23 protein-coding genes are annotated in these 21,223 nt (G+C 65.2%); 8 read left to right on the top strand and 15 right to left on the bottom strand.

Annotated elements, in window-relative coordinates:
• Positions 1–158 precede the first annotated feature (158 nt).
• The 5 genes from NLM15_RS04115 to NLM15_RS04095 all read right to left on the bottom strand — a co-directional run bounded on the left by NLM15_RS04115 (position 159) and on the right by NLM15_RS04095 (position 5,469).
• Positions 159–809, bottom strand: a complete 651-nt coding sequence (locus NLM15_RS04115; protein ID WP_254115455.1) for a hypothetical protein — start codon at positions 807–809, stop codon at positions 159–161.
• A gap of 121 nt (positions 810–930) precedes the next feature.
• Positions 931–1,518 (bottom strand): GNAT family N-acetyltransferase, encoded by a 588-nt coding sequence (locus NLM15_RS04110; RefSeq protein WP_254115453.1) that lies wholly within the window; start codon positions 1,516–1,518, stop codon positions 931–933.
• Between the two features lie 39 nt (positions 1,519–1,557).
• Positions 1,558–2,847 carry a pitrilysin family protein gene (locus tag NLM15_RS04105; RefSeq protein ID WP_254115451.1) on the bottom strand — a complete coding sequence of 430 codons (1,290 nt, stop codon included), beginning with the start codon at positions 2,845–2,847 and terminating at the stop codon, positions 1,558–1,560.
• Positions 2,844–4,262, bottom strand: coding sequence for a threonine synthase (thrC, locus tag NLM15_RS04100; protein WP_254115449.1), 1,419 nt, complete (start codon positions 4,260–4,262; stop codon positions 2,844–2,846). Before thrC ends, NLM15_RS04105 begins: the two co-directional genes overlap by 4 nt.
• 562 nt (positions 4,263–4,824) lie before the next feature.
• Entirely contained in the window at positions 4,825–5,469 is a 645-nt protein-coding gene (locus tag NLM15_RS04095; RefSeq protein ID WP_254115447.1) for a response regulator transcription factor, read from the bottom strand.
• An 86-nt stretch (positions 5,470–5,555) separates the two neighbouring features.
• On the opposite strand from NLM15_RS04095, the gene NLM15_RS04090 reads away from it, so the two are divergent.
• Positions 5,556–6,890, top strand: a complete 1,335-nt coding sequence (locus NLM15_RS04090; protein ID WP_254115445.1) for a histidine kinase — start codon at positions 5,556–5,558, stop codon at positions 6,888–6,890.
• Here NLM15_RS04090 and NLM15_RS04085 read toward each other — a convergent pair.
• From NLM15_RS04085 to coxB, 9 genes are all read right to left on the bottom strand, one after another.
• A complete protein-coding gene (locus tag NLM15_RS04085) occupies positions 6,887–7,252 on the bottom strand; it encodes a nuclear transport factor 2 family protein (RefSeq protein WP_254115443.1) in 366 nt (121 codons plus the stop codon). The genes NLM15_RS04090 and NLM15_RS04085 overlap by 4 nt on opposite strands.
• 116 nt (positions 7,253–7,368) lie before the next feature.
• Entirely contained in the window at positions 7,369–8,121 is a 753-nt protein-coding gene (locus NLM15_RS04080; RefSeq protein WP_254115441.1) for an SURF1 family protein, read from the bottom strand.
• Positions 8,118–8,519 (bottom strand): DUF983 domain-containing protein, encoded by a 402-nt coding sequence (locus tag NLM15_RS04075; RefSeq protein WP_254115439.1) that lies wholly within the window; start codon positions 8,517–8,519, stop codon positions 8,118–8,120. The genes NLM15_RS04080 and NLM15_RS04075 overlap by 4 nt, the downstream gene beginning before the upstream one ends.
• A gap of 111 nt (positions 8,520–8,630) precedes the next feature.
• On the bottom strand, positions 8,631–9,527 hold the full coding sequence (locus tag NLM15_RS04070) for a cytochrome c oxidase subunit 3 (RefSeq protein ID WP_212485618.1): 897 nt from the start codon (positions 9,525–9,527) through the stop codon (positions 8,631–8,633).
• A gap of 79 nt (positions 9,528–9,606) precedes the next feature.
• A complete protein-coding gene (locus tag NLM15_RS04065) occupies positions 9,607–10,260 on the bottom strand; it encodes a cytochrome c oxidase assembly protein (RefSeq protein ID WP_254115437.1) in 654 nt (217 codons plus the stop codon).
• 5 nt (positions 10,261–10,265) lie between these two features.
• On the bottom strand, positions 10,266–10,442 hold the full coding sequence (locus NLM15_RS04060; protein ID WP_254115435.1) for a CoxF protein: 177 nt from the start codon (positions 10,440–10,442) through the stop codon (positions 10,266–10,268).
• Positions 10,439–11,383 carry a heme o synthase gene (locus NLM15_RS04055; RefSeq protein ID WP_254115433.1) on the bottom strand — a complete coding sequence of 315 codons (945 nt, stop codon included), beginning with the start codon at positions 11,381–11,383 and terminating at the stop codon, positions 10,439–10,441. The genes NLM15_RS04060 and NLM15_RS04055 overlap by 4 nt, the downstream gene beginning before the upstream one ends.
• Positions 11,384–11,444: 61 nt before the next feature.
• Positions 11,445–13,061: a cytochrome c oxidase subunit I gene (gene ctaD / locus NLM15_RS04050; protein WP_254115431.1), complete on the bottom strand. Its 1,617-nt coding sequence runs from the start codon at positions 13,059–13,061 to the stop codon at positions 11,445–11,447.
• An 88-nt stretch (positions 13,062–13,149) separates the two neighbouring features.
• Positions 13,150–13,992: a cytochrome c oxidase subunit II gene (coxB, locus tag NLM15_RS04045; protein WP_254115429.1), complete on the bottom strand. Its 843-nt coding sequence runs from the start codon at positions 13,990–13,992 to the stop codon at positions 13,150–13,152.
• Positions 13,993–14,438: 446 nt separating this feature from the next.
• Here coxB and NLM15_RS04040 point away from each other — a divergent pair, with 446 nt between their 5' ends.
• The 6 genes from NLM15_RS04040 (at position 14,439) to NLM15_RS04015 (ending at position 19,352) form a co-directional block, all read left to right on the top strand.
• On the top strand, positions 14,439–14,972 hold the full coding sequence (locus NLM15_RS04040; RefSeq protein WP_254115427.1) for an invasion associated locus B family protein: 534 nt from the start codon (positions 14,439–14,441) through the stop codon (positions 14,970–14,972).
• Between the two features lie 82 nt (positions 14,973–15,054).
• Positions 15,055–15,936 (top strand): GyrI-like domain-containing protein, encoded by an 882-nt coding sequence (locus NLM15_RS04035; RefSeq protein WP_254115425.1) that lies wholly within the window; start codon positions 15,055–15,057, stop codon positions 15,934–15,936.
• Between the two features lie 164 nt (positions 15,937–16,100).
• Positions 16,101–17,528, top strand: a complete 1,428-nt coding sequence (tldD, locus tag NLM15_RS04030) for a metalloprotease TldD (protein ID WP_254115423.1) — start codon at positions 16,101–16,103, stop codon at positions 17,526–17,528.
• Entirely contained in the window at positions 17,525–18,301 is a 777-nt protein-coding gene (gene lepB / locus NLM15_RS04025) for a signal peptidase I (protein WP_254115417.1), read from the top strand. The genes tldD and lepB overlap by 4 nt, the downstream gene beginning before the upstream one ends.
• A gap of 133 nt (positions 18,302–18,434) precedes the next feature.
• Positions 18,435–18,776, top strand: a complete 342-nt coding sequence (locus tag NLM15_RS04020; RefSeq protein ID WP_254115415.1) for an MmcQ/YjbR family DNA-binding protein — start codon at positions 18,435–18,437, stop codon at positions 18,774–18,776.
• Positions 18,777–18,785: 9 nt separating this feature from the next.
• Positions 18,786–19,352: a nucleotidyltransferase family protein gene (locus tag NLM15_RS04015; RefSeq protein ID WP_254115413.1), complete on the top strand. Its 567-nt coding sequence runs from the start codon at positions 18,786–18,788 to the stop codon at positions 19,350–19,352.
• Here the strand turns inward: NLM15_RS04015 and NLM15_RS04010 are convergent, their stop codons facing one another.
• Entirely contained in the window at positions 19,353–20,216 is an 864-nt protein-coding gene (locus NLM15_RS04010; protein WP_254115411.1) for a LysR family transcriptional regulator, read from the bottom strand.
• Positions 20,217–20,314: 98 nt separating this feature from the next.
• Here NLM15_RS04010 and NLM15_RS04005 point away from each other — a divergent pair, with 98 nt between their 5' ends.
• A complete protein-coding gene (locus NLM15_RS04005; RefSeq protein WP_254115409.1) occupies positions 20,315–21,223 on the top strand; it encodes a DMT family transporter in 909 nt (302 codons plus the stop codon).

Raw genomic sequence — 21,223 nt, 5'->3', positions numbered from 1 at the left:
TTTGTTTGGCGATCTGTAGCCACATATCGGATGTCATCACCCGCGAAGGCGGGTGATCCAGTACGCCGCAGCTTCTCGATTCCAGCCTCGCTGCCTCGGAATACTGGATTGCCCGCCTTCGCGGGCAATGACGGCTGAGATTACCGCGCAACCACGCGTTACTTCTTCTTCCGCGCCTTCGGCTCGGGTGACAGCGCCTGCGGGTCGAAGCCGACATAGAAGATGTAGGAATCGGCATCCTTGGCCGGGGGTACCGGATAGGCCAGATCCTCGGCGATGAAGGTAAAGGGCACGCTGCCGCCCTCGGTCATCTCGACCGTGGTCCGGTAGGCCTTCGAGGCGATCACCTTCTCGCCGACGCCGCCGTGCACGACGGCAATACGCAACGGCACCTCGACGGTGGCAGGCGCACCGGCGGGACCGGCGATGACGCGGCCCTGGATGCCGATCCGGGCCGTGATGCCGGCGCTGCTGCGGGCACATTCGCGCGCCATCTTGGTGATGGAGGCCTGGAAACGGATCTCATTGCCGGCGGCCGGCTTGCCGGCGGCGCCAACCGCGTAGGTCGAGGCTCCCGCGCGCACCGTGACCTGCGGGCAATCGAGGTCGTCCTCGGCCGGCTGACCGGGCGCAGGTGCCGGCTTTGGCGGCTCGGGCTCGTCAGACTTGCCGCCGAACAGGCTCTTGAAGCGGTCGGTGAGCGACTGGGCCGCCACCGGCGAGACCGTGGCGAGCACGACCGACAGCGCCAGCGCAATGCCCGTTCCCCGCCGCAACGCATTCCGCGATGACCGAAGCTCCTGCACCATCAACGCCCGTACTCCATGACAATTATCCGGCCGATCGCCGGCCGGGAATGCGCGTTATATCGTCAAAATCGGCGAACCCAAGGCAAGACCAGAGAGACTTTGGTCACATGAATGGAGGGGCTCAGCCGCGGAAATCCTCGTGCAGCAGGCCGAACAGCAGATGGTCCTGCCAGACCCCGTTGATGCAGAGATAGCGGCGCGCCAGGCCCTCGCGGGAAAAACCGCACTTCTCCAGCACCCGGATCGACGGCGCATTGGTGGGGATGCAGGCGGCCTCGACCCGGTGCAGATTGAGCTCGCCGAACAGCGTCGGCAGCAGCACCCGCAGCGCCGCCGTCATGTAGCCGCGATGGGCATGAGGCTTGCCGACCCAATAGCCGATGGTGCCGGCCTGCACGATGCCACGGCGCACATTGGCGAGCGTGATGCCACCGACCATGGCACTGTCGAGCTCGCGGAAGATCAGAAACGGATAGGAGCGGTCCGCAGCGATGTCCTCGGAATAGCGGCGTAGGCGCCGGCGGAAGCCTGACCGGGTCAGATCGTCCGACGGCCAGATCGGCTCCCAGGGCGTGAGGTAGTCGCGGCTGGTCTCGCGCAAATGGGCCCATTGCAGAAAGTCCGACATCTGCGGTGCGCGCAGCAGGAGCCCATTGCCGCGCGGCGCGAGGGCGGCGGGTCCACTGGATGGCAGGCGAAAGAGGGCCATGGTGATGCTTCCCGGGGCAAATCAGCCCGTGCGCGGCTCCTAATGCAGCCGCGCCTTGGCACGTGCCCGGGTCAATCCTTCCGCAAAAGACACCGCCGTGTCCAGACCCCTGCCACTGCCCAATGCAACAACCGCAGGGCGGCTCCGCGAAAGCAGCGCACGCGCCGCATCCCGGGTCGATTCGACGCTGACCGCGTCGATCCTGGCCACCAGTTCCTCGACCGTCTGCGGCCGGCCATAGGCCAGCACATGCCGGGCAAGCTGCTCGGCGCGGGAGGAGCAGCTCTCCAGCGCCATCAAGAGGCCGGCCTTCATCTGCGCCTTGGCCCGCGCGATCTCGGCCTCGGTCAGCGTCTCCACCGAATCATTCATGATGTCGACCACGACCTCCATCATCTCCGGCGCGTCGGCCGGATCGGTGCCGGTGTAGAGGCCGAAGAAGCCGGTGTCGGTATAGGGCGCGTGGAACGAGTAGATGGAGTAACACAGGCCGCGCTTCTCGCGCACCTCCTGGAACAGCCGCGACGACATCCCGCCGCCGAGGATGTTGGTGAAGACCTGCAGCGAGAACAGCGACAAATCGCTCTGCGGCACGCCTTCCAGCGCCAGCGTCAGATGCGCCTGCTCGAGCTCGCGATGCACCACCTTGGCGCCGCCCTTGCCGAACTGGGCTGCCTGCGGCTTCGGGCCCGGCGTCCCCTCAAAACTCGCAAAGCGCCGCTCGACCTCGGCGACGACCTGCTTGTGATCGACCGCGCCGGCTGCCGCCACCACCATGTCGGGACCGCGATAATGCGTCGACAGATAGCCGCGCAGCATGTCGCGGTTGAAGGCGCGCAAGGTCTTGGCGGTGCCGAGCAGCGAGCGGCCCATCGGCTGGTCGGGATAGCAGAGCTCGTTGAGATGCTCGAACACGACGTCGTCGGGCGTGTCCTGTGCCGCGCCGATCTCCTGCACGATGACGTTCTTCTCGCGCTCGAGCTCGTCGGGCTCGAAGGCAGGATTGGCGAGGATGTCGGCGAGCACGTCGAGCGCGAGCGGCACGTCGGCCTTCAACACCCGCGCATAGTAGGACGTGGTCTCGGTCGAGGTGCCGGCATTGAGGTCGCCGCCGACCGCCTCGATCTCCTCGACGATCTCGCGCGAGGTGCGCTTGGTCGTGCCCTTGAACGCCATGTGCTCGAGCAGATGCGAGATGCCGTGCTCGTTCGGCTTCTCGTCGCGCCCGCCGACGCCGGCCCAGACGCCGAGCGCCGCGGTCTCGAGATGGGGCATCTTGTCGGTGACGACGGTCAGGCCGGAGGCAAGCTTGGAAATCTCGACGCTCATCCGGCAACTCCCTGTTTCGCGGCGCGGCTGACCGACAGCACGAACCGCTCGACCTCGGCCTGATCGTTCTTCATCACCTTCATGTGTTCGGATTTGGCCATGAGACCGTCGAGCCAGGCGGGCAGTTGCGGCCGCTGGCCGCAGGCCGCTTCGACCGCATCGGGGAATTTGGCCGGATGGGCGGTGGACAGCACGATGCTGGGAACCGTCGTGTCGGTGGTATCGCGGTCCGCGACGGCAAGCGCGACTGCGGTGTGGGGATCGACCAGCTCGCCCGCCTCGCGCCAGGCGGCGCGGATCGCAGCCGCAGTTTCGGTCTCGTCGGCACGGCCGGCGTCGAACTCTTCACGGATTGCCGCCAGCGTCGCGTCGGGCAGCACGAAGCGCCCCGACTGCTTCAGCGAGTCCATCAGACGGCGCACGCCAGCCGCATCGCGCCGGCCGGCCTCGAACAGCAGCCGCTCGAAATTCGAGGAGATCTGGATGTCCATCGAGGGCGACGCCGTGGCGTGCACCTCGCGCACCTCGTAGATCCCGGTCTTGAGCGTGCGCGCCAGGATGTCGTTGACGTTGGCGGCGATGCGCAGCGTGCGCACCGGCAGCCCCATACGCTTGGCGACATAGCCGGCAAAGATGTCGCCGAAATTGCCTGTCGGCACGACGAAATCCACCGTGCGCGCCGGCGCACCGACGGCAACGGCGGAGGTGAAGTAATAGACCACCTGGGCGACGATGCGCGCCCAGTTGATGGAATTGACGCCGGAGAGCGCGGTCGCATCGCGGAAGCGATGGTTGTTGAACATCCCCTTCACGAGCGCCTGGCAGTCGTCGAACGTGCCTTCGATGGCGAGCGCATGGACGTTGGCCGCGCCCGTCGAGGTCATCATCCGCCGCTGCACCTCGGAGATGCGGCCGTGCGGAAACAGCACGATGAGGTCGACATTCTCGAGCCCTGCGAAGGCTTCGACCGCAGCGCCGCCGGTGTCGCCTGATGTCGCGACCACGATGGTGGTGCGCTGGCCGCGCTTGGCGAGCACGTGGTCCATCAGCCGCGAGATCAGCTGCATCGCCACATCCTTGAAGGCGAGCGTCGGGCCGTGGAACAGCTCCAGCACGAACTGATGCGGCGTCATCTGGCGCAGCGGCACCACCGCCGGATGGCGGAAGGTGGCATAGGCCTCGTTGGCCATGCGGCCGAGTTCGGCATCCGTGATCTCGCCGCCTGTGAACGGGCGGATCACGTCGACCGCGACCTCCCAATAGGGGCGGCCGAAGAAGCCGGCGATGGCATCCGTCGAGAGCTGCGGCCAGGTCGCCGGCACATACAGGCCGCCGTCGCGGGCAAGCCCGGTCAGCATCACGTCACAGAAGCCGAGTTCTGGGGCCTCGCCCCGGGTCGAGATATAGCGAGTCAAACTGCCCTCCAAAGGCCGGCCGGCCCTGGGTCCGATCCATAAGCCTTTGATTTCACGAAACTACTTGATAACAGCCAGAGGCGTTGGGCCACCATAAAGTGTTTTGCGGGATCGGGAAACCGCTTCCGCCTGTGCGCCGCTCAACGAAAAAGGGCTGCGGCGACGCCGCAGCCCCTCTCTTGGAAGGTCTGTCGTTGATATGTGCAGACCCGGTTTGCCTCGTGCGGGTCGCCGACCCGCCAAAACTGTTCCCGCAAGCTTTCGTCGCCTGTCACGAAATCGTCAAGGGCGAAAACGGCGGGCGCGAGAAAATGTTCCTATTTTTCCCGACGCGTTTCGGCTCTGGCCAACGCTTCCGAGCAACGACTCGACGCATGTTGCCATTCTTTCCCTAAACGGCCGGGCGGCTCGGGAACGAACGCCACCTCGGTCCATTGTGTCGGCGGATGGTGTCGGCGCTGTCCATGCATTGCCCGGCTGCACGCCGAGACCGATCCGCCCAGCCGAACCGGCTGCATCCTGGAGCAGCCGGTTCGGTGCTCCGGCCGTCAGTGCCCGGGCGTCAGCTCATCCCGATTTCCACCGCGATCCTGATCAGGTCGGAATGGTTTTTGGCGCCAAGCTTCTGCTTGAGCAGCGACGTCGTATTGGCGACCGTCTTGTAGGAGATACCGAGTGCCTCGGCGACCTCGACGATCTTGTCGCCACGGCCGAGCAGGCGGAGAATTTCGAGCTCCCGCGGCGTCATCTGCGAGGCCGGATTGGCCTTGATCGCGGCACCGGAGAACGTGACCGCCTCCGCGAGCTGCGGCGAGATGAAATTGTCGCCCGCGACCACCTTGCGCACCGCCTTGAGCAGAATCCGGGGATCATCGCCCTTGGAGACATAGCCCTGCGCGCCGAGCTCGACCGCCCGGACCACGAAGGCCGGATCGTCGTTCATGCTGAACATGATGATCTTGGCATCGGGGTCGTCCTTGCGGATCCGCCGCATCAGCTCGAAACCGGAGACGTCGGGCAGGCTGATGTCGATGACGGTGACGTCGGGCCGCTTGCTGACATAGGCGCGATGCCCGGATTTGGCGTCGGTCGCCTCGTCGATACGGATCGAGTGGTCGGACGCGAAAAGGGTGCGGCATCCTGACAGCACCACGGGATGGTCGTCGACGATCAGAACTCGGGTCGCCGGCTTGGCGGTATCTTGCATTGCGCGCTCTCTTGTTTTTCGACTCATAGACCGGCGGGAACAAATGGAAAGAGCAAATCCCGTCAATGCGCGTTAGAATTGACCTAATGTGGCAACGACTCTCGTTCAGAACACAATTGTTTCTTCCTCTCGGCCTGAGCTTCCTTGCCGCGCTGGTCATGGGCGGCGTGCTGCTCCAGACCTTCGCGACGGGCCAGCTTGCCGACGAGAATGAGCCGGGCCGGCGCTCGACCCGGACCGTCGCCGCGGCGCTCAACAACACCCTGAGGGCCTCGGACGACCCGCGGAAGATGCTCGATGCATTTGTCCATTCTTTGGACAGTTCCTCGGATATTCAATTCCATTCGGTGGAAGCGGGTCCCGCCCCCCCGGCGAAGGGCGGCCTGCGCGACCTGCATGGCGTGCCGCAATGGTTCGTCGACCTGATCGTCATCCCCGACATGGACGCGGCATCTCCTGTCATCATAGACGGCAGACGCGTCGGCGACATCGTGTTCGTGCCCGACCTGTCAGCCGACCTGTTCGAGAAATGGATCGGCTTCCTGGCGCTGACGAGCCTCATCGCCCTGCTGATGGTCCTGACCGGGACGATTGCATATCTCTTTGCGGGATCGGTGCTGCGTCCCCTGCAAGATCTCGGCGCGGGCCTCACGCGAATCCGGCGCGGCTATTATGCAACGCCGATCCCGGTCGCAGGACCGCCGGAGATCCGGCAGAGTTGCGAGGAAGCCAATGCGCTGGCGATGACACTCGCACAATTGAGTCAGGACAACCGCGACCTGTTACACCGCCTGGTGTCGCTCCAGGACGATGAGCGGCGCGATCTTGCGCGCGAGCTGCACGACGAGCTCGGACCGCTCCTGTTCGGCATCCGCGCCGGCGCGATCGCGCTGAGCGAGGCCTCGCCGGGAAATCCCGGCAACCCGGCGCAGGAGGTGATGCGATCGGTCGAGGCGCTCCAGCAGACCAACCGCCGCATCCTCGACCGGCTGCGGCCGCTCTACATCGAGGAATTGGGGCTCAAGACCAGCGTGCAGACGCTGCTCCAGAACTTTCGCAGACAAGCGCCGCATATCAACCTGACGGCCACGATCGATCCTGGTCTGAACGAGATCGACGGACCGCTGGCCCAGACGGTCTATCGCCTGATCCAGGAGGCGCTGACCAACGTGCTGCGCCACGCCGCGGCGAACAATGCCCGTGTGCAGGCGACCATTGCCGGCGAGGTGCTCACGATCGAGATCTCCGACGACGGCGGCGGCTTTCCCGAGGGCAACGTCTTCGGCCGCGGCCTGACGGGCATGCACGAGCGCGTGCGCGCGCTCAGCGGATCGCTGTCACTGCTGCGCGCGGACGAACGAACCTATGTACGCTGTTGCCTGCCGGTCGGGACGGTGCGAGACGAGCCGGCATCCGGCTAGCACGCACCATCGGCATGGGGAGTCTGCCGTGCCGGCTCGCACAGGGTGCTGTAGATCTTGCCTTCGGGGCTGAAGCGGAACGAGGCGTGGATGCGCAGCGAACCCGCGACGGAATATTCGAGATCGATCCCATGCGGCACTGGATTGATCTCCTCCAGACCGAAGCCTGCCGACGAGAAGGTGCTGAGCCGCGGTCCCCAATAGGTTTCGAGCTCGCCTCGTCCGCGATAGTGGCGCGAGCCGTTACACATGCATTCGACCCGGGCGTCGTCCGCATAGAGGTCGAGCAGCGTCGCGAGGTCGCCCTTCCGGCAGGCATCCACCCAGTCGACGACAATTCCCATCTGGTCGAAATCGCTCACACCAAAATCCTGTCTGCCGCAAAAATTTGCGTGCGGGTTAAGACCACCCTCGTGAATTTGCGCTGAATAATAAACCCCGGGCGATACCGGGTTCCTCCCGGGAACCTCCGGTCAATTCAGGCCGGGCGTCGTCCCCTCGCCCAGACGCCGAACGCGATCAGTACCGCGCCCGCGAGCGCGAACCAGGTGATGGCGTATTGCAGGTGATCGTCCTTCAGATGCACGTCGAGCGGCCCCGGACGCGGAATGCCGTTCTCGGGTACGGGCTGCTCGAGGTCGACGTAGAACGGTGCGACCGTGCCCCAGCCGAGCGCCCGGGACATGGCGAGATGATCGCGAGTGAACCACAGCCGTTTGTCGTGCTCTGCGTCGGGCATGAGCACGCTGGCCGCTTCGGGGAAACGGACGTAGCCGGTCAACGTCGCCGGCTTGTTGGTAACGAGCCGCGCGACCGCCCGATCCTGCAGGGCGCGGTCCTGTTTGGTGTTCGGCACGAAGCCCGCGTTGACCGCGACCATATCGCCGCCGGGCAGCCGTGCGGGAAGGAAAGCCCAGGTGCCGGGACCGGAAATATCGGAGCGGATGGCAGAGCCGGAACTGTAGACCATCGCATCCAGACGGGACTCGTAGGTCGCCGTAAAAGTGACCCGGCGGAATTCGTCCCGCTCCGGCGTCAGCGTGCTCCACTGCGACGGCGGCGGCAACGCAACCGGTGCCGCCGCGAGGCGCTCGGTCAATGCTGCGATCAACTGATGTTTCGCGACGCGGCGCTGCAATTGCCAGGCACCGAGCGCGACGAACACCGCCGTCAGGAAAAGCGTGAACAGCGCGAAGCCGGCCACGCGAGGCTTGCGCGCGGTCTCGTTCATTTCGCGCGGTCGACCAGCCGGCCCGGTGCCGCCTTGTGATGGAATTGCAGCGCGATCAGCAGCGACTTCATGGCGCGCAACGGCAATAACGTGGTGGCGAGGATCAGCGGCAGCCACAGCGCGGCATGCAGCCAGTACGGCGGCTGGTATTTGACCTCGACGATGAGCGCGCACGCAACGACGATCCCGCCGGCCAGCATGATGATGAAGATCGCAGGACCATCGCCGGTATCGATGAAGGCATAGTCGAGGCCGCAGCGGTCGCAGGACGGCGCGAGCGTCAGGAAGCCCGCATAGAGCTTGCCCTGGCCGCAGCGCGGGCATTTGCAGGCGAGCCCGCGCATTGCGCTTTGCAGGACGGTGGTTTGGGGCTCGGACGTGCCGGCGGTGTCGTTCATGTCGCGGACTCTAGCACAGTTTCCGCCAAGGCTTCTTTCAGCAAGGCTTCCGGCGGACGAAAAGCGAAAGGGCGGCCCTGCGGCCGCCCTTTCTGATTGATCAGTCGCGGCTCAGTGCGCGCCGTGGGCCATGGTCTCGGCGCCGTGTCCCCACACATAGATGCAGAGGAACAGGAACAGCCAGACCACGTCGACGAAGTGCCAGTACCAGGCGGCGAACTCGAAGCCGAGATGCTGGGTCGGCGTGAAGTGGCCGGCATAGGCGCGGAACAGGCAGACCAGCAGGAAGATGGTGCCGACCAGGACGTGGAAGCCGTGGAAGCCGGTCGCCATGAAGAAGGTCGCGCCATAGACGTTGCCGCCGAACGAGAACGCCGCGTGGCTGTACTCATAGGCCTGCACGCAGGTGAAGAGCGCGCCGAGCACGACGGTGAGGATCAGGCCGTACTTCAGGCCCTGGCGATCGTTCTCGAGCAGCGCATGATGCGCCCAGGTCACGGTGGTGCCTGACGTCAGCAGGATCAGCGTGTTCAGGAGCGGCAGATGCCAGGGATCGAAGGTCTCGATGCCGTGCGGCGGCCAGGTGCCCGGAACGGAGCAGGCGCCGGCCGCGGTGCCGAGGCCGCAGCCGAAGACGGCGTCGCGGGTGGCGTGGACCGCGTCGGCCGGAAACAGCGCTGCGTTGAAATAGGCCCAGAACCAGGCGACAAAGAACATCACCTCGGAGGCGATGAACAGGATCATGCCGTAGCGGTGATGCAGCTGCACGACGCGGGTGTGGTCGCCCTTGTACTGGGCTTCCTTGATCACGTCCGCCCACCAGCTCGCCATGGTGTAGATCACGCCGACGGTCCCGACGCCGAAGATGATCGGCGCGGCCGAGAACATGTGGTGCATCCAGGTGATCGCACCAACCGCCATGATGAAAGCCGAGATGGAGCCGACGACGGGCCACGGGGAGGGATCGACCAGGTGGTAGTCGTGATGCTTGGTGTGCGCCGTTGCCATTTGCGGTCTCTCTCCTCAATCCCGTGCCTGTCCGGCACTTATCCCCTTGTGTCCAACCCGCTGAGCGTGAGCCCGGCGATCAGAGATTTCCCTTGCGTTTGTCGTCTTCGCCCGATGCCAGCGGCTTCACCACCGGATCCTTCACCGGATAGAACGTGTAGGACAGCGTGATCGTGTTCAGCCCGTCGTTCTCGTGGTCGTCGGCAATCGACGGATCGACGTAGAACACGACCGGCATCTCGCGCTTCTCGCCCGGCGCCATGGTCTGCTCGGTGAAGCAGAAGCAGTTGATCTTCTGGAAGTAGGAGCCGACCGTCAGCGGGGCGACGTTGTAGGCGGCCTGGCCCGCAGTGGTCCGCGCGGCCTGGTTGGTCACGGTGTAGAAGACGGTCACGACCTGGCCGATATTGACCTCGATCTCGTTCTGCTCCGGCTCGAACTTCCAGGGCAGTCCGGGCGCGACATTGGAATCGAAGCGCACGGCAATCTTCCGCGCGATCGGACCGGTCGCAGGGGCAGCGGTCGCGACCTGGGTCGTGCCGTTGAAGCCGGTGGCGCGGCAGAACCAGTTGTAGAACGGCACGGCCGCGTAGGAGGCGCCGACCATCAGCGCGACCACGCCGCCGCAGATGGAAGCAACCACCACATCGCGGCCCAGCCCGCGGCTCTTGGCCGACGTGCGATTGACCGGCTTGGCGCTGACATCCTGCGATATGGTCGGCTTTTGATCCATGTTCCCTACATCGGCCGGACTAGCACCGCCGGTCCCTTGACCATGGTGACGGCGAAGAACAGCACCACGAGCACGCCGAGCGCCAGCGCGATCGCGACCGAGCGGTGGCGACGGCTCTTCTTCTGCGCCTCGGTAAGGACGATTCCATCTGGCTCGGGTTTGTCGGCCATCGCTGCGATCATGCGCCCCCAACCATCGGAGCAAGCGCCCGGAACACGACCTCGGCCAGCAGGGTCGCAAACAGCGCGAACAGATAAAAGATGGAGAAGGCAAACAGCTTGCGGGTCGCGCGCAGCGACTGGCTGCGCTCGCGGCGCATATAGACGTTGATCGCGAGCACCAGCATGCCGGCCCCCAGGATCAGCGAGACCACGCCGTAGATGGCGTCGAAATAGCCGAGCGCCCAGGGCGCGGCGGCGACCGCGATCAGCACGATGGTGTAGAGCAGAATCTGAAGCCGCGTCGCGTCGGGACCGGCGACGTTGGGCAGCATCGGAATGCCGGCACGCGCGTAATCGTCGGAGCGGAACAGCGCCAGCGCCCAGAAGTGCGGCGGCGTCCAGAAGAAGATGATGGCGAACAGCAGCAGCGGCTCGACGTCGACCGTGCCTGTGACCGCGGCCCAGGCCACCACCGGCGGCAGCGCGCCGGCGGCGCCGCCGATCACGATGTTCTGCGCGGTCCGGCGCTTCAGGCCCATCGTGTAGATCACGACGTAGAAGAAGATGGTGAAGGCGAGCAGCGCGCCCGCGATCCAGTTGACGAGAATGCCGAGCGTCATCACCGAGAAGAAGGACAGCGTCAGGCCAAACGCCATGGCTTCAGGGCGGGTGATGCGGCCGCGCGGAATCGGCCGGTTCGCCGTGCGCGACATCTTGGCGTCGATGTCGCCTTCCAGCGCCATGTTGAGCGCGCCGGAAGCGCCGGCGCCGACGGCGATGCAGAGCAGCGAGGTGATCGCCAGCACCCAGTGGAAATGCCCGGGCGCCATCGCCATCCCGACCAGCGCGGTGAAGATCACCAGCGACATCACCCGCGGCTTGAGCAGCGCGATGTAGTCGCCAACCTCCGCCTCGGAGATGCGGGGATTGATGTCGATGGCGTTGTGGTCGAGGACGGACACTAGTTTTGACTCGCTTATTTATAGAGCCGCGGCGCCCGTCACGGGCGCCGCGAGCGTTGGCTTACTGCACGCGGGGCAGCACTTCGAACTGGTGGAAGGGCGGCGGCGAGGACAGCGTCCATTCCAGCGTGGTCGCACCTGCACCCCACGGATTATCGCCGGCCGGCACCTTCTTCATGAAAGCGTCGAGCACGCAGTAGAGGAAGATCAGCACGCCGAAGCCGGAGATGTAAGAACCGACCGAGGAGACCAGGTTCCAGCCCGCGAACGCATCGGGATAGTCGACGTAGCGGCGCGGCATGCCCGACAGGCCGAGAAAGTGCTGCGGGAAGAACACGAGGTTCACACCGACGAAGGTGACCCAGAAATGCGCCTTCGCGAGCGTCTCGTTGTACATGTAACCCGACATCTTCGGGAACCAGTAGTACCAGCCGGCGAAAATCGCGAACACCGCACCGAGCGACAGCACGTAGTGGAAGTGCGCGACGACGTAGTAGGTCTCCTGGAGCACGCGGTCGACGCCCGCGTTCGCCAGCACGACGCCGGTGACGCCGCCGACCGTAAACAGGAAGATGAATCCCACCGCCCAGATCATCGGTGCGCGGAATTCGATCGAGCCGCCCCACATCGTGGCGATCCACGAGAAGATCTTCACGCCGGTCGGAACCGCGATCACCATGGTGGCAGCGACGAAATAGGCCTGCGTCGCCGAGGACATGCCGACCGTGTACATGTGGTGCGCCCACACCACGAAGCCGATGCCACCGATCGCGACCATGGCGTAGGCCATGCCGAGATAGCCGAACACGGGCTTGCGCGAGAAGGTGGAGATGATCTGGCTGACCATGCCGAAGCCGGGCAGGATCAGGATGTAAACCTCGGGGTGACCGAAGAACCAGAACAGATGCTGGAACAGCACCGGGTCGCCGCCGCCGTCAGGCGCGAAGAAGGTGGTGTGGAAGTTGCGGTCGGTGAGCAGCATGGTGATCGCACCGGCGAGCACCGGCAGCGACAACAGCAGCAGGAACACCGTCACCAGGATCGACCACACGAACAGCGGCATCTTGTGCAGGGTCATGCCCGGCGCGCGCATGTTGAAGATGGTGGTGATGAAGTTGATGGCGCCGAGGATCGACGAAGCGCCCGCCAGATGCAGCGACAGGATCGCGAAGTCGACGGCCGGGCCCGGGTGACCCGAGCTCGACAGCGGCACATACATGGTCCAGCCGGCGCCGACGCCGTTGGCACCCGGCTCGCCCTCGACGAAGGTCGACATCAGCAGCAGCGCGAAGGAGGCCGGCAGCAGCCAGAACGAGATGTTGTTCATGCGCGGGAACGCCATGTCCGGCGCGCCGATCATCAGCGGCACGAACCAGTTGCCGAAGCCGCCGATCATCGCCGGCATGACCATGAAGAAGATCATGATCAGGCCGTGAGAGGTCACGAACACATTGTAGGTGTGCGTCTCGTGGAAGATCTGCACGCCCGGATACATCAACTCGGCACGGATCGCGATCGACATCGCGGCGCCGATGACGCCGGCGATGACCGCGAAGATCAGGTACATCGTGCCGATGTCCTTGTGGTTGGTCGAATAGACGTAGCGCCGCCATCCGGTCGGATGGGCGTGCTCGTGGTCATGCGCGTGATCGCCGTGTGCCGCTGCGCTCGTTGCCATTTTCAAATCCTGCCTTGCGTCCCGTTCGGACCCTTTGGAGGTCCCGCCCTTTATGTCGCTTTCAGTCCCTCGAGCCTTGCCCCGGCGCTTACTGCGTCGGGCCGGCCGCGGAGGCGAAAGTGCTGGTGCCGCCGCTCGCAAATTTCTTCTTCGCCGTTTCAACCCAGGAGGCGAATTCCTGGTCCTCCACCACGCGAATCGCGATCGGCATGAAGGCGTGGTCCTTGCCGCAGAGCTCCGAGCACTGGCCATAGAACATGCCGGTCTTGGTAGCCTTGAACCAGGTCTCGTTCAGGCGCCCCGGAATGGCGTCGATCTTGACGCCGAAAGCCGGCAGCGCAAAGGCGTGAATCACGTCTGCGCCGGTAACCTGGACACGAACCACCTTGTTCACCGGCACGACCATCTCATTGTCGACACCGAGCAGCCGGGGCTGCTTGTCCTGGGCCATCAGCGAGTCGAACTCGAACTTGCCGTTATCGGGGTAGGCGTAGGACCAGTACCACTGCTTGCCCGTGGCCTTGATGGTCAAATCCGCCTTCGGCACGTCGAGCTCGAGGAACAGCAGGCGGAACGACGGCACCGAGATACCGACCAGGATCAGCACCGGAACGAGCGTCCACGCCACCTCGATCAGCGTGTTGTGGGTGGTCCGCGACGGCACCGGATTGGCCTTCGCGTTGAACTTCATGACCACGATCACCAGCAACGCCAGAACGAACAGCGTGATCAGCGTGATCAGCACGAACAGGAAGTTATGGAACCAGACGATGTTGTCCATCACCGGGGAGGCGGATTGCTGAAGCGTCCACTCCCATGGCGCCGGCTGCCCGAGCTCGGCGGCAAATGCCAAACCGCCCGTCGCCAGCGTCAGACCCGCCACGGCCAATCCCAGCAAGTGCCGGCCGACCCGGCCCATCGACATCCTCATGCCGTCGCGCTCCCCTTACGAAATCACCCCAAGTGCATTCCCCTGTTCGCGGGAAACGCTTATTCGATTCGTCCGCCTGACAAACCGCCACGCAAGAATACCTCTAAGAGGAATTGGGGCCAGATCGCTAGAACGCCGAAATCAAGCCTCTCAAACCATAATTCTTGATCTATCGCAATGCAGTCTTGAGCCCCGTCTGTCAGCCATCACCCGCAAGATATTTCCCAGTAACATCAAACAAAAATACCGTTTCCCGGGATGCTGCGGCTTGACAGCGGAATTGCCCGCGGTAGGCACTGGCAGGCAGCCGCGCAGGAACCTGATTCGTGCGGGCGACGGCGATGTGGGCGGCGCGGAATTTGCTTGCGAATCGCCTTCAAGACGCCGTCATTCCCGTATCAGTCCGCCAGGTGCGAGCGATCCAGGCGAGCAGAGGGACCGACCCGATGGGGTTTTCGAGATGCATGGCAAGGCAGGCTAGCGGCCTCACGGTTCTGGCAGCCCTGCTGGCGGCGTTCATCGTCCTGACGCTGCCGGGCCCCGCCCATGCGCAGGGCGCGGTGCGCTCCGTCCATGGCGACTGGCAGATCCGCTGCGACACCCCGCCGGGCGCCCAGACCGAGCAATGCGCCCTGATCCAGAGCGTGGTGGCCGAAGACCGCTCCAATGCCGGCCTGACCGTGATCGTGCTCAAGACCGCCGACCAGAAGAGCCGGCTGATGCGGGTGGTCGCCCCGCTCGGCGTGCTGCTGCCCTCCGGCCTCGGGCTGAAGCTCGACAACCAGGACGTCGGCCGCGCCGGCTTCGTCCGCTGCCTGCCCAATGGCTGCGTCGCCGAGGTCGTCATGGACGACAAGCTGCTCGGCCAGCTCCGCACCGCCAAGACCGCCACCTTCATCATCTTCGAGACCCCGGAAGAAGGCATCGGCTTCCCGCTCAGCCTGAACGGGCTCGGCGAGGGCTACGACAAGCTGCCGTAGGGCTGTCCCGCCAAACCGCAATATCGGTCGAGCGTGCCATATCCGTGACCGCCTAACTGGTGTCGCCACGGAGGAAGGGACGATGAAGGCGGCACTTCAACACTACCACGCCCGGATGCAGCGCGTGCTGGATCACATCGACCGGCATCTTGACGGTGATCTGGAGCTGGACACGGTGAGTGGCGTTGCGGCCTTCTCAAAATTTCACTTCCACCGGCAGTTCACGGCGACCTTCGGGTTGTCCGTGCATCGCTATGTCCAGCTTGCCCGTATGAAGCGCGCTTCGTACCGGCTGGCCTACACGGACGCCCAAAGCGTCACGGACATCGCGATGGATGCCGGTTACGATGCACCGGATGCCTTCGCCCGCGCCTTTCGGCAACGGTTCGGGCAATCGCCTTCGTCGTTCCGGAAGTCTCCCGACTGGGAGCCGTGGCTTGCGGCCTTCGGGCCTCTCGACAACGCGAGGAACAAGCTCATGCAGAAGACTTTTACCCCCGACGAGGTGATGATCCGCGACGTGCCCGCAACGCGGGTCGCGATCATGGAGCATCGGGGCGACCCGGCGACGCTCGGCGCAACCATCCGGCGGTTTATCGCGTGGCGCAAGGCCGCTGGCCTTCACCCCAGCACAAGTCCGACCTTCAATGTCTGGTATTCCGAGCGGCGCCCCGTGCCGCCTGCCGAATATCGCATGGACCTTTGTGTCGGGACCGATCAGCCGATCGCGGCGAACGGCGAGGAGATCAAGGCCGGCGAGATCCCGGGCGGACGCTGCGCCGTGCTGCGCGTCGTCGGCTACACCGACAATCTGGAGCCCGCCGCGCTCTACCTTTATCGCGACTGGCTTCCCGCCAGCGGCGAGGAAGTGCGGGATTTTCCGCTCTATTGCCAGCGGCTGAGCTTCTTCCCGGAAGTGCCGGAGCACGAGACGGTCGCGGAGCTGTTTCTGCCGCTGAAATAGCGCCGCGAACGGTGGAGCGCTCATGACCGCGCGCTCCACCCGGCCTGGTGTCATCAGGTCCGGCTCCCCTATCCTATCGTTTCCGTAATGTGACGGCGCGCCCCCTCGCGGAACCGGTCCGAAACCATTATCTTGCCCTACATCTTCCGATAATGGACGGACGCATGACCAATCCAGCCACAACCTCCCTGCTCGACCGCGCCAATCTCGACCGCGACCAGGTTCGCAACGAGCTCGTACGCGGGCTTGCCGGTGCCGACGACGGCGAATTGTTCCTGGAATACAGCCAGACCGAAGCGCTGATGTTCGACAATGGGCGGCTGAAGCAGGCGACCTACGACACCTCGCAGGGTTTTGGCTTACGCGCGGTCAAGGACGATGCCGTAGGCTACGCTCACTCCTCCGACGTGTCGTTGCCGGCGCTGATTCGCGCCGCCGACGCGGTGGCGGCCGTGCGTGGCGGCTACTCCGGCAGTTTTGCCGCGCCGCCCCCACACACCAATGTGCGGCTTTATGCCGACGACAATCCGCTGGACGCGCCCGGCTTCGAGACGAAAGTAAAACTGCTCGCCGAGATCGACGCCTATCTGCGCGACAAGGATCCGCGGGTGCGGCAGGTCAGCGTCAGCCTGGGCGCGACCTGGCAGGTGGTCGAGATCCTGCGGCCCGATGGCGAGAGCTATCGCGACATCCGCCCGCTCGTGCGCGTCAACATCTCCGTCGTCGCCGGCCAGGGCGACCGCCAGGAGAGCGGCAGCAAGGGTTATGGCGGCCGCGCCGGCTATGCCGAGTTCATCGAGACCAGGTCCTGGCGCGAGGCCGCCGACGGCGCGCTGCGCGAGGCGCTGGTCAATCTGGAATCGATCCCCGCCCCCGCCGGCGAGATGGACGTCGTGCTCGGCGCAGGCTGGCCCGGCGTGATGCTGCATGAAGCGGTCGGCCATGGGCTCGAAGGCGATTTCAACCGCAAGAAGACCTCGGCGTTTGCCGGCCTGATGGGCCAGCAGGTCGCGGCCAAGGGCGTCACCGTGGTCGATGACGGCACCATCGCCTCGCGCCGCGGCTCGCTGTCGATCGACGACGAGGGCACGCCGACCAACCGCACCGTGCTGATCGAGGACGGCATCCTGGTCGGCTACATGCAGGACCGCCAGAACGCGCGGCTGATGAACATGAAGCCGACGGGCAACGGCCGCCGCCAGGGCTATGCCCATGTGCCGATGCCGCGCATGACCAACACCTACATGCTCGCGGGCGACCGCGACCCGGCCGAGATCCTCGCCTCCGTGAAGAACGGCGTGTTCGCCGCGAATTTCGGCGGCGGTCAGGTCGACATCACCTCGGGCAAATACGTCTTCCAGTGCACCGAGGCCTACAAGATCGAAAACGGCAAGATCGGCGCGCCGCTGAAGGGCGCCATGCTGATCGGCAACGGGCCGACCGACCTGCATCGCATCCGCATGATCGGCAACGATCTCGCGCTCGACACCGGCATCGGCACCTGCGGCAAGAACGGCCAGGGCGTGCCCGTCGGCGTCGGCCAGCCGTCACTTCTGATGGAACGCATTACGGTGGGTGGAACGGGCGCATGAGCGTTGAGAAAGTAACTGTCACCCCCAAGCGGAAGAGCAGCGGCTGGGCGGGGCAACTCATGCAGCTCGCCGGCATCGTCGCCGCCGTGTTCATCGCCAAGGGTGCGCTCGCCGAACCGTTCTATGTGCCGTCAGGCTCGATGGAGCCGACGCTGCTGATCGGCGATGCGCTGCTCGCCTCGAAATTCCCCTATGGCTACGGCACCTCGTCGCTGCCGATCCAGATCAACCTGCCCGAAAGCGGACGCGTCTTCGCGGAGACGCCGAAGCAGGGCGACGTCGTCGTGTTCCGCTGGCCCGGCGATCGCTCGCAGGCCTGGGTCAAGCGCGTCGTCGGCCTGCCCGGCGACCGCATCCAGATGCGGCAAGGGCAGCTCTTCATCAACGACCGCCCCGCCGAACTGAAGCCGGATGGCGTCGGCGCCGCCGAGGACGACAATGGCGGCAGCGAGCCCGCCTATCGCTACATCGAGACGCTGCCGAACGGCGTGTCACATCTGATCTTCAAGATGCGCGACAACGGTCCGCTCGACAACACGCCCGAGGTGACGGTCCCGGCCGGCCATCTCTTCGTGCTCGGCGATAACAGAGACAATTCCGCGGACAGCCGCGTGCCCTTGCGCTCCGGTGGCGTCGGCCTGCTGCCGATCGACAATCTGGTCGGACGCGCGGATGCCGTGCTCGGCTCCTGGGATCTCGGCATGCGCGGCCAGCCGGTGTGGACCTGGCTCTCGGGCTTCCGGCTCACGCGGTTCTTCACCGCCGTGCACTGACGAAGGTCCTCATGGTGAGGAGGCGCGAAGCGCCGTCTCGAACCATGATGCCCCGATCTCATCAGCGGCCATCCTTCGAGACGCCCGCTTCGCGGGCTCCTCAGGATGAGGGCGTCAATCGCGGAGACGGCAGATGACCTTCGACGACGTCAGAAACTTCGCGCTGACGTGGCCGGAGGTCGAGGACGGCACCTCCTACGGCACGCCCGCACTGAAGGTGCGCAAGAAGCTGCTGGCGCGTCTGAAGGAGGACGGCGACAGTCTCGTCGTCCCTGACGTGCCGGTCGACGAGCGCGCCATGCTGGTCGAGAGCCAGCCAAGGATCTTCTATTTCACCGATCATTATGCCGACTACCCGATCGTGCTGATCCGCCTGTCGAAGGCCAAGCGCACGATCGTCGAGCCATTCCTGCGGCGGCGCTGGCGTGGCCTCGCCTCGAAGGCGGCGCGCACCGCGTTCGACGCGAGCACGTGAATAGCCGCGATGGATCAGGACCGCTTTCTTGCGCTGGCGCTGAAGAACCCCGTCAACGTCGTGATCATCGACGAACTGGCGCGGCTCGCGTTGCCCGATGCATGGCTGGTGTCGGGATGCCTGGTGCAGACGGCGTGGAACGTGCTTACCGGTCGCACGGTCGATCACGGTATCGCCGATTACGACGTGTTCTATTTCGATCCTGATACGTCATGGGAGGCGGAGGATGCGGTGATCCGCACACTGCATGCGCGGTTCGGACATCTCGGCGTCAAGGTCGAGACCCGCAACCAGGCGCGTGTGCATCTGTGGTATCCCGGCAAGCACGGCCTGCCCTATCCACCCCTGACCTGCTCGACCGACGGCATCGACCGCTTCCTCACACAGAACACGCAAGTCGGCGTGAGACGCGCTCGCGACGGCTTCGAGGTCTACGCACCGCACGGTTTCGACGACATCGCGGGATTGATCGCGCGGCCCAACCCGGGGCCAAATTTTTCGGCGGCGAGTTACGCGGTGAAGGCCGCGCGATGGAAGGCGTTGTGGCCGGAGATCACCGTGATTCCGGCGGAGTGATCACGCCGCCCTCGCCTGCACATCCTCACAAAACTCCGCGAGCCGATCCGCAAGGCGCAGCGTTGCGGGGCTGGCGCCGGGCGAAGCCATCAGCGCCACTTCGGTCCGGTTGATCGGCTCGAAACCGTCCTTCGCCGTCAGCACGCGGTGGTCGGACTGGATCGACATCTCCGACAGGATGCTCAGCCCCATGCCGGCGGCGACCGCAGCCTGGATGCCTGCGAGGCTCGATGACGAATAGGACATGTGCCAGGCGCGGCCCGCGCTTTCCAGCGCGTGGATGGCACCGGCGCGGTAGAGGCAGCCAAGCGGAAATCCGATCAGCGGCACCGACGGCGCGTTGACGTCGACCGGATGGCTCTTGCTGGTAACCCAGTGCACCCGCTCCGGCCACACCGCGATGGCGCCTTTCGCTCCGGCTTCGCGCTTGAACAATGCGAGGTCGAGCTCGCTGCGTTCGAGGTCGCGAGAGAGGTTCTTGCTCTGGTCGGCGCGCACATCCAGCCGTACGCCCGGATGCGAGCGCGAGAACGCACCCAGCAGCTTCGCGAGACGATAGGCCGCAAAATCCTCGGGGATGCCGAGCCGGATCGCGCCTTCGCTGTCGGGCTCGCGCAGCACGTCGCGCGCCTCCTCGGCGAGCGTCAGCAGCCGGCGGGCATAGGACAGCAACCGCTCGCCGGCCTCGGTGGGACGCACGTCCTTGCCGTCACGGTGCAGCAGGACCTGGCCGACGTCCTCCTCCAGCCGCTTGATCTGCTGGCTGACGGTCGACTGCGTGCGGTGGACCCGCTCGCCGGCGCGGGTAAAGCCGCCGGCCTCGACCACCGAGACGAAGCTGCGCAGGAGCTCCAGATCGAGCATGGCCGCCTCCATTCAAAAATCCACTGACTGGCAGTTAATCATTTAATTTCCAAATGACAAGCCTGCTCCCTAGATCGAGGGCTCAGGAGAATGCCCAGATGTCCCTCGCCCCCTCGATGTCCGTCCCCCGCAGCCGCTTCAACGCGCTGCCGCTCGCTATCGGCCTGTTCTGCCTGCTCTGGAGCTACGCCTTCGTCGCCGGCAAGATCGGCGTCACCCATTGCCCGCCGCTGATCCTGCTCGCCGCGCGCTTCTCGCTCGCCGGCATCCTGATCCTCGGCGCCACGCTGATCCGCGGCGACTGGTCGTTGTCCTGGCGCGATGCAGCGATCTTCGCCGTGCTCGGCATCGCCAACAACGCGCTCTATCTGGGGCTCGGCTACACCGGCCTGCAATCGGTCTCCGCCGGCCTCGGCGGCCTGATCGTCTCGGCCAATCCCGTGTTCACCGCCGCGCTCGCAGCGCTTTTGCTCGGCGAAGGCATGACCTGGCGCAAGGCGAGCGGCCTTCTCCTCGGCATCATCGGCGTGACGGCGATCGTCTGGCATCGGCTGTCGGTCGGCACTGATTCCCTGCACGGCATCGTCTTCACCCTGGCCTCGCTCGCCTCCATCGTCGCCGGCACCATCCTGTTCAAGCTGCTCGCGCCAAAGGGGTCCCTGTGGATCGGCAATGGCGTGCAGAATCTCGCCGCCGGCATCGTGCTGACGCCGGTCGCGTTCACCTTCGCCGACGTCCACGCGATCGATTTCACCCCGGGCCTGGTCGGCGCCTTCGCGTTCCTCGTGCTCGGCGGCTCGATCCTCGCCTACTGGCTCTGGTTTCATCTCCTGAAAGTGTGTGGCGCCACCGCCGCGAGCGCCTATCATTTCCTGATGCCGCCGCTCGGCATGCTGTTCGCCTACATCGTGCTCGGCGAGCATGTCGAGGCGCGCGACTTGCTCGGGATCGTTCCTGTCGCACTCGGCATTTATCTGGTGACGCGCCCCGCGAAGCCGGCCGCGTAG

Source organism: Bradyrhizobium sp. CCGB20 (assembly GCF_024199855.1).
Taxonomy (GTDB): Bacteria; Pseudomonadota; Alphaproteobacteria; order Rhizobiales; family Xanthobacteraceae; genus Bradyrhizobium.
Note: the sequence above shows the minus strand (reverse complement) of the source record. Positions and strands in the feature narration are given on the sequence as shown.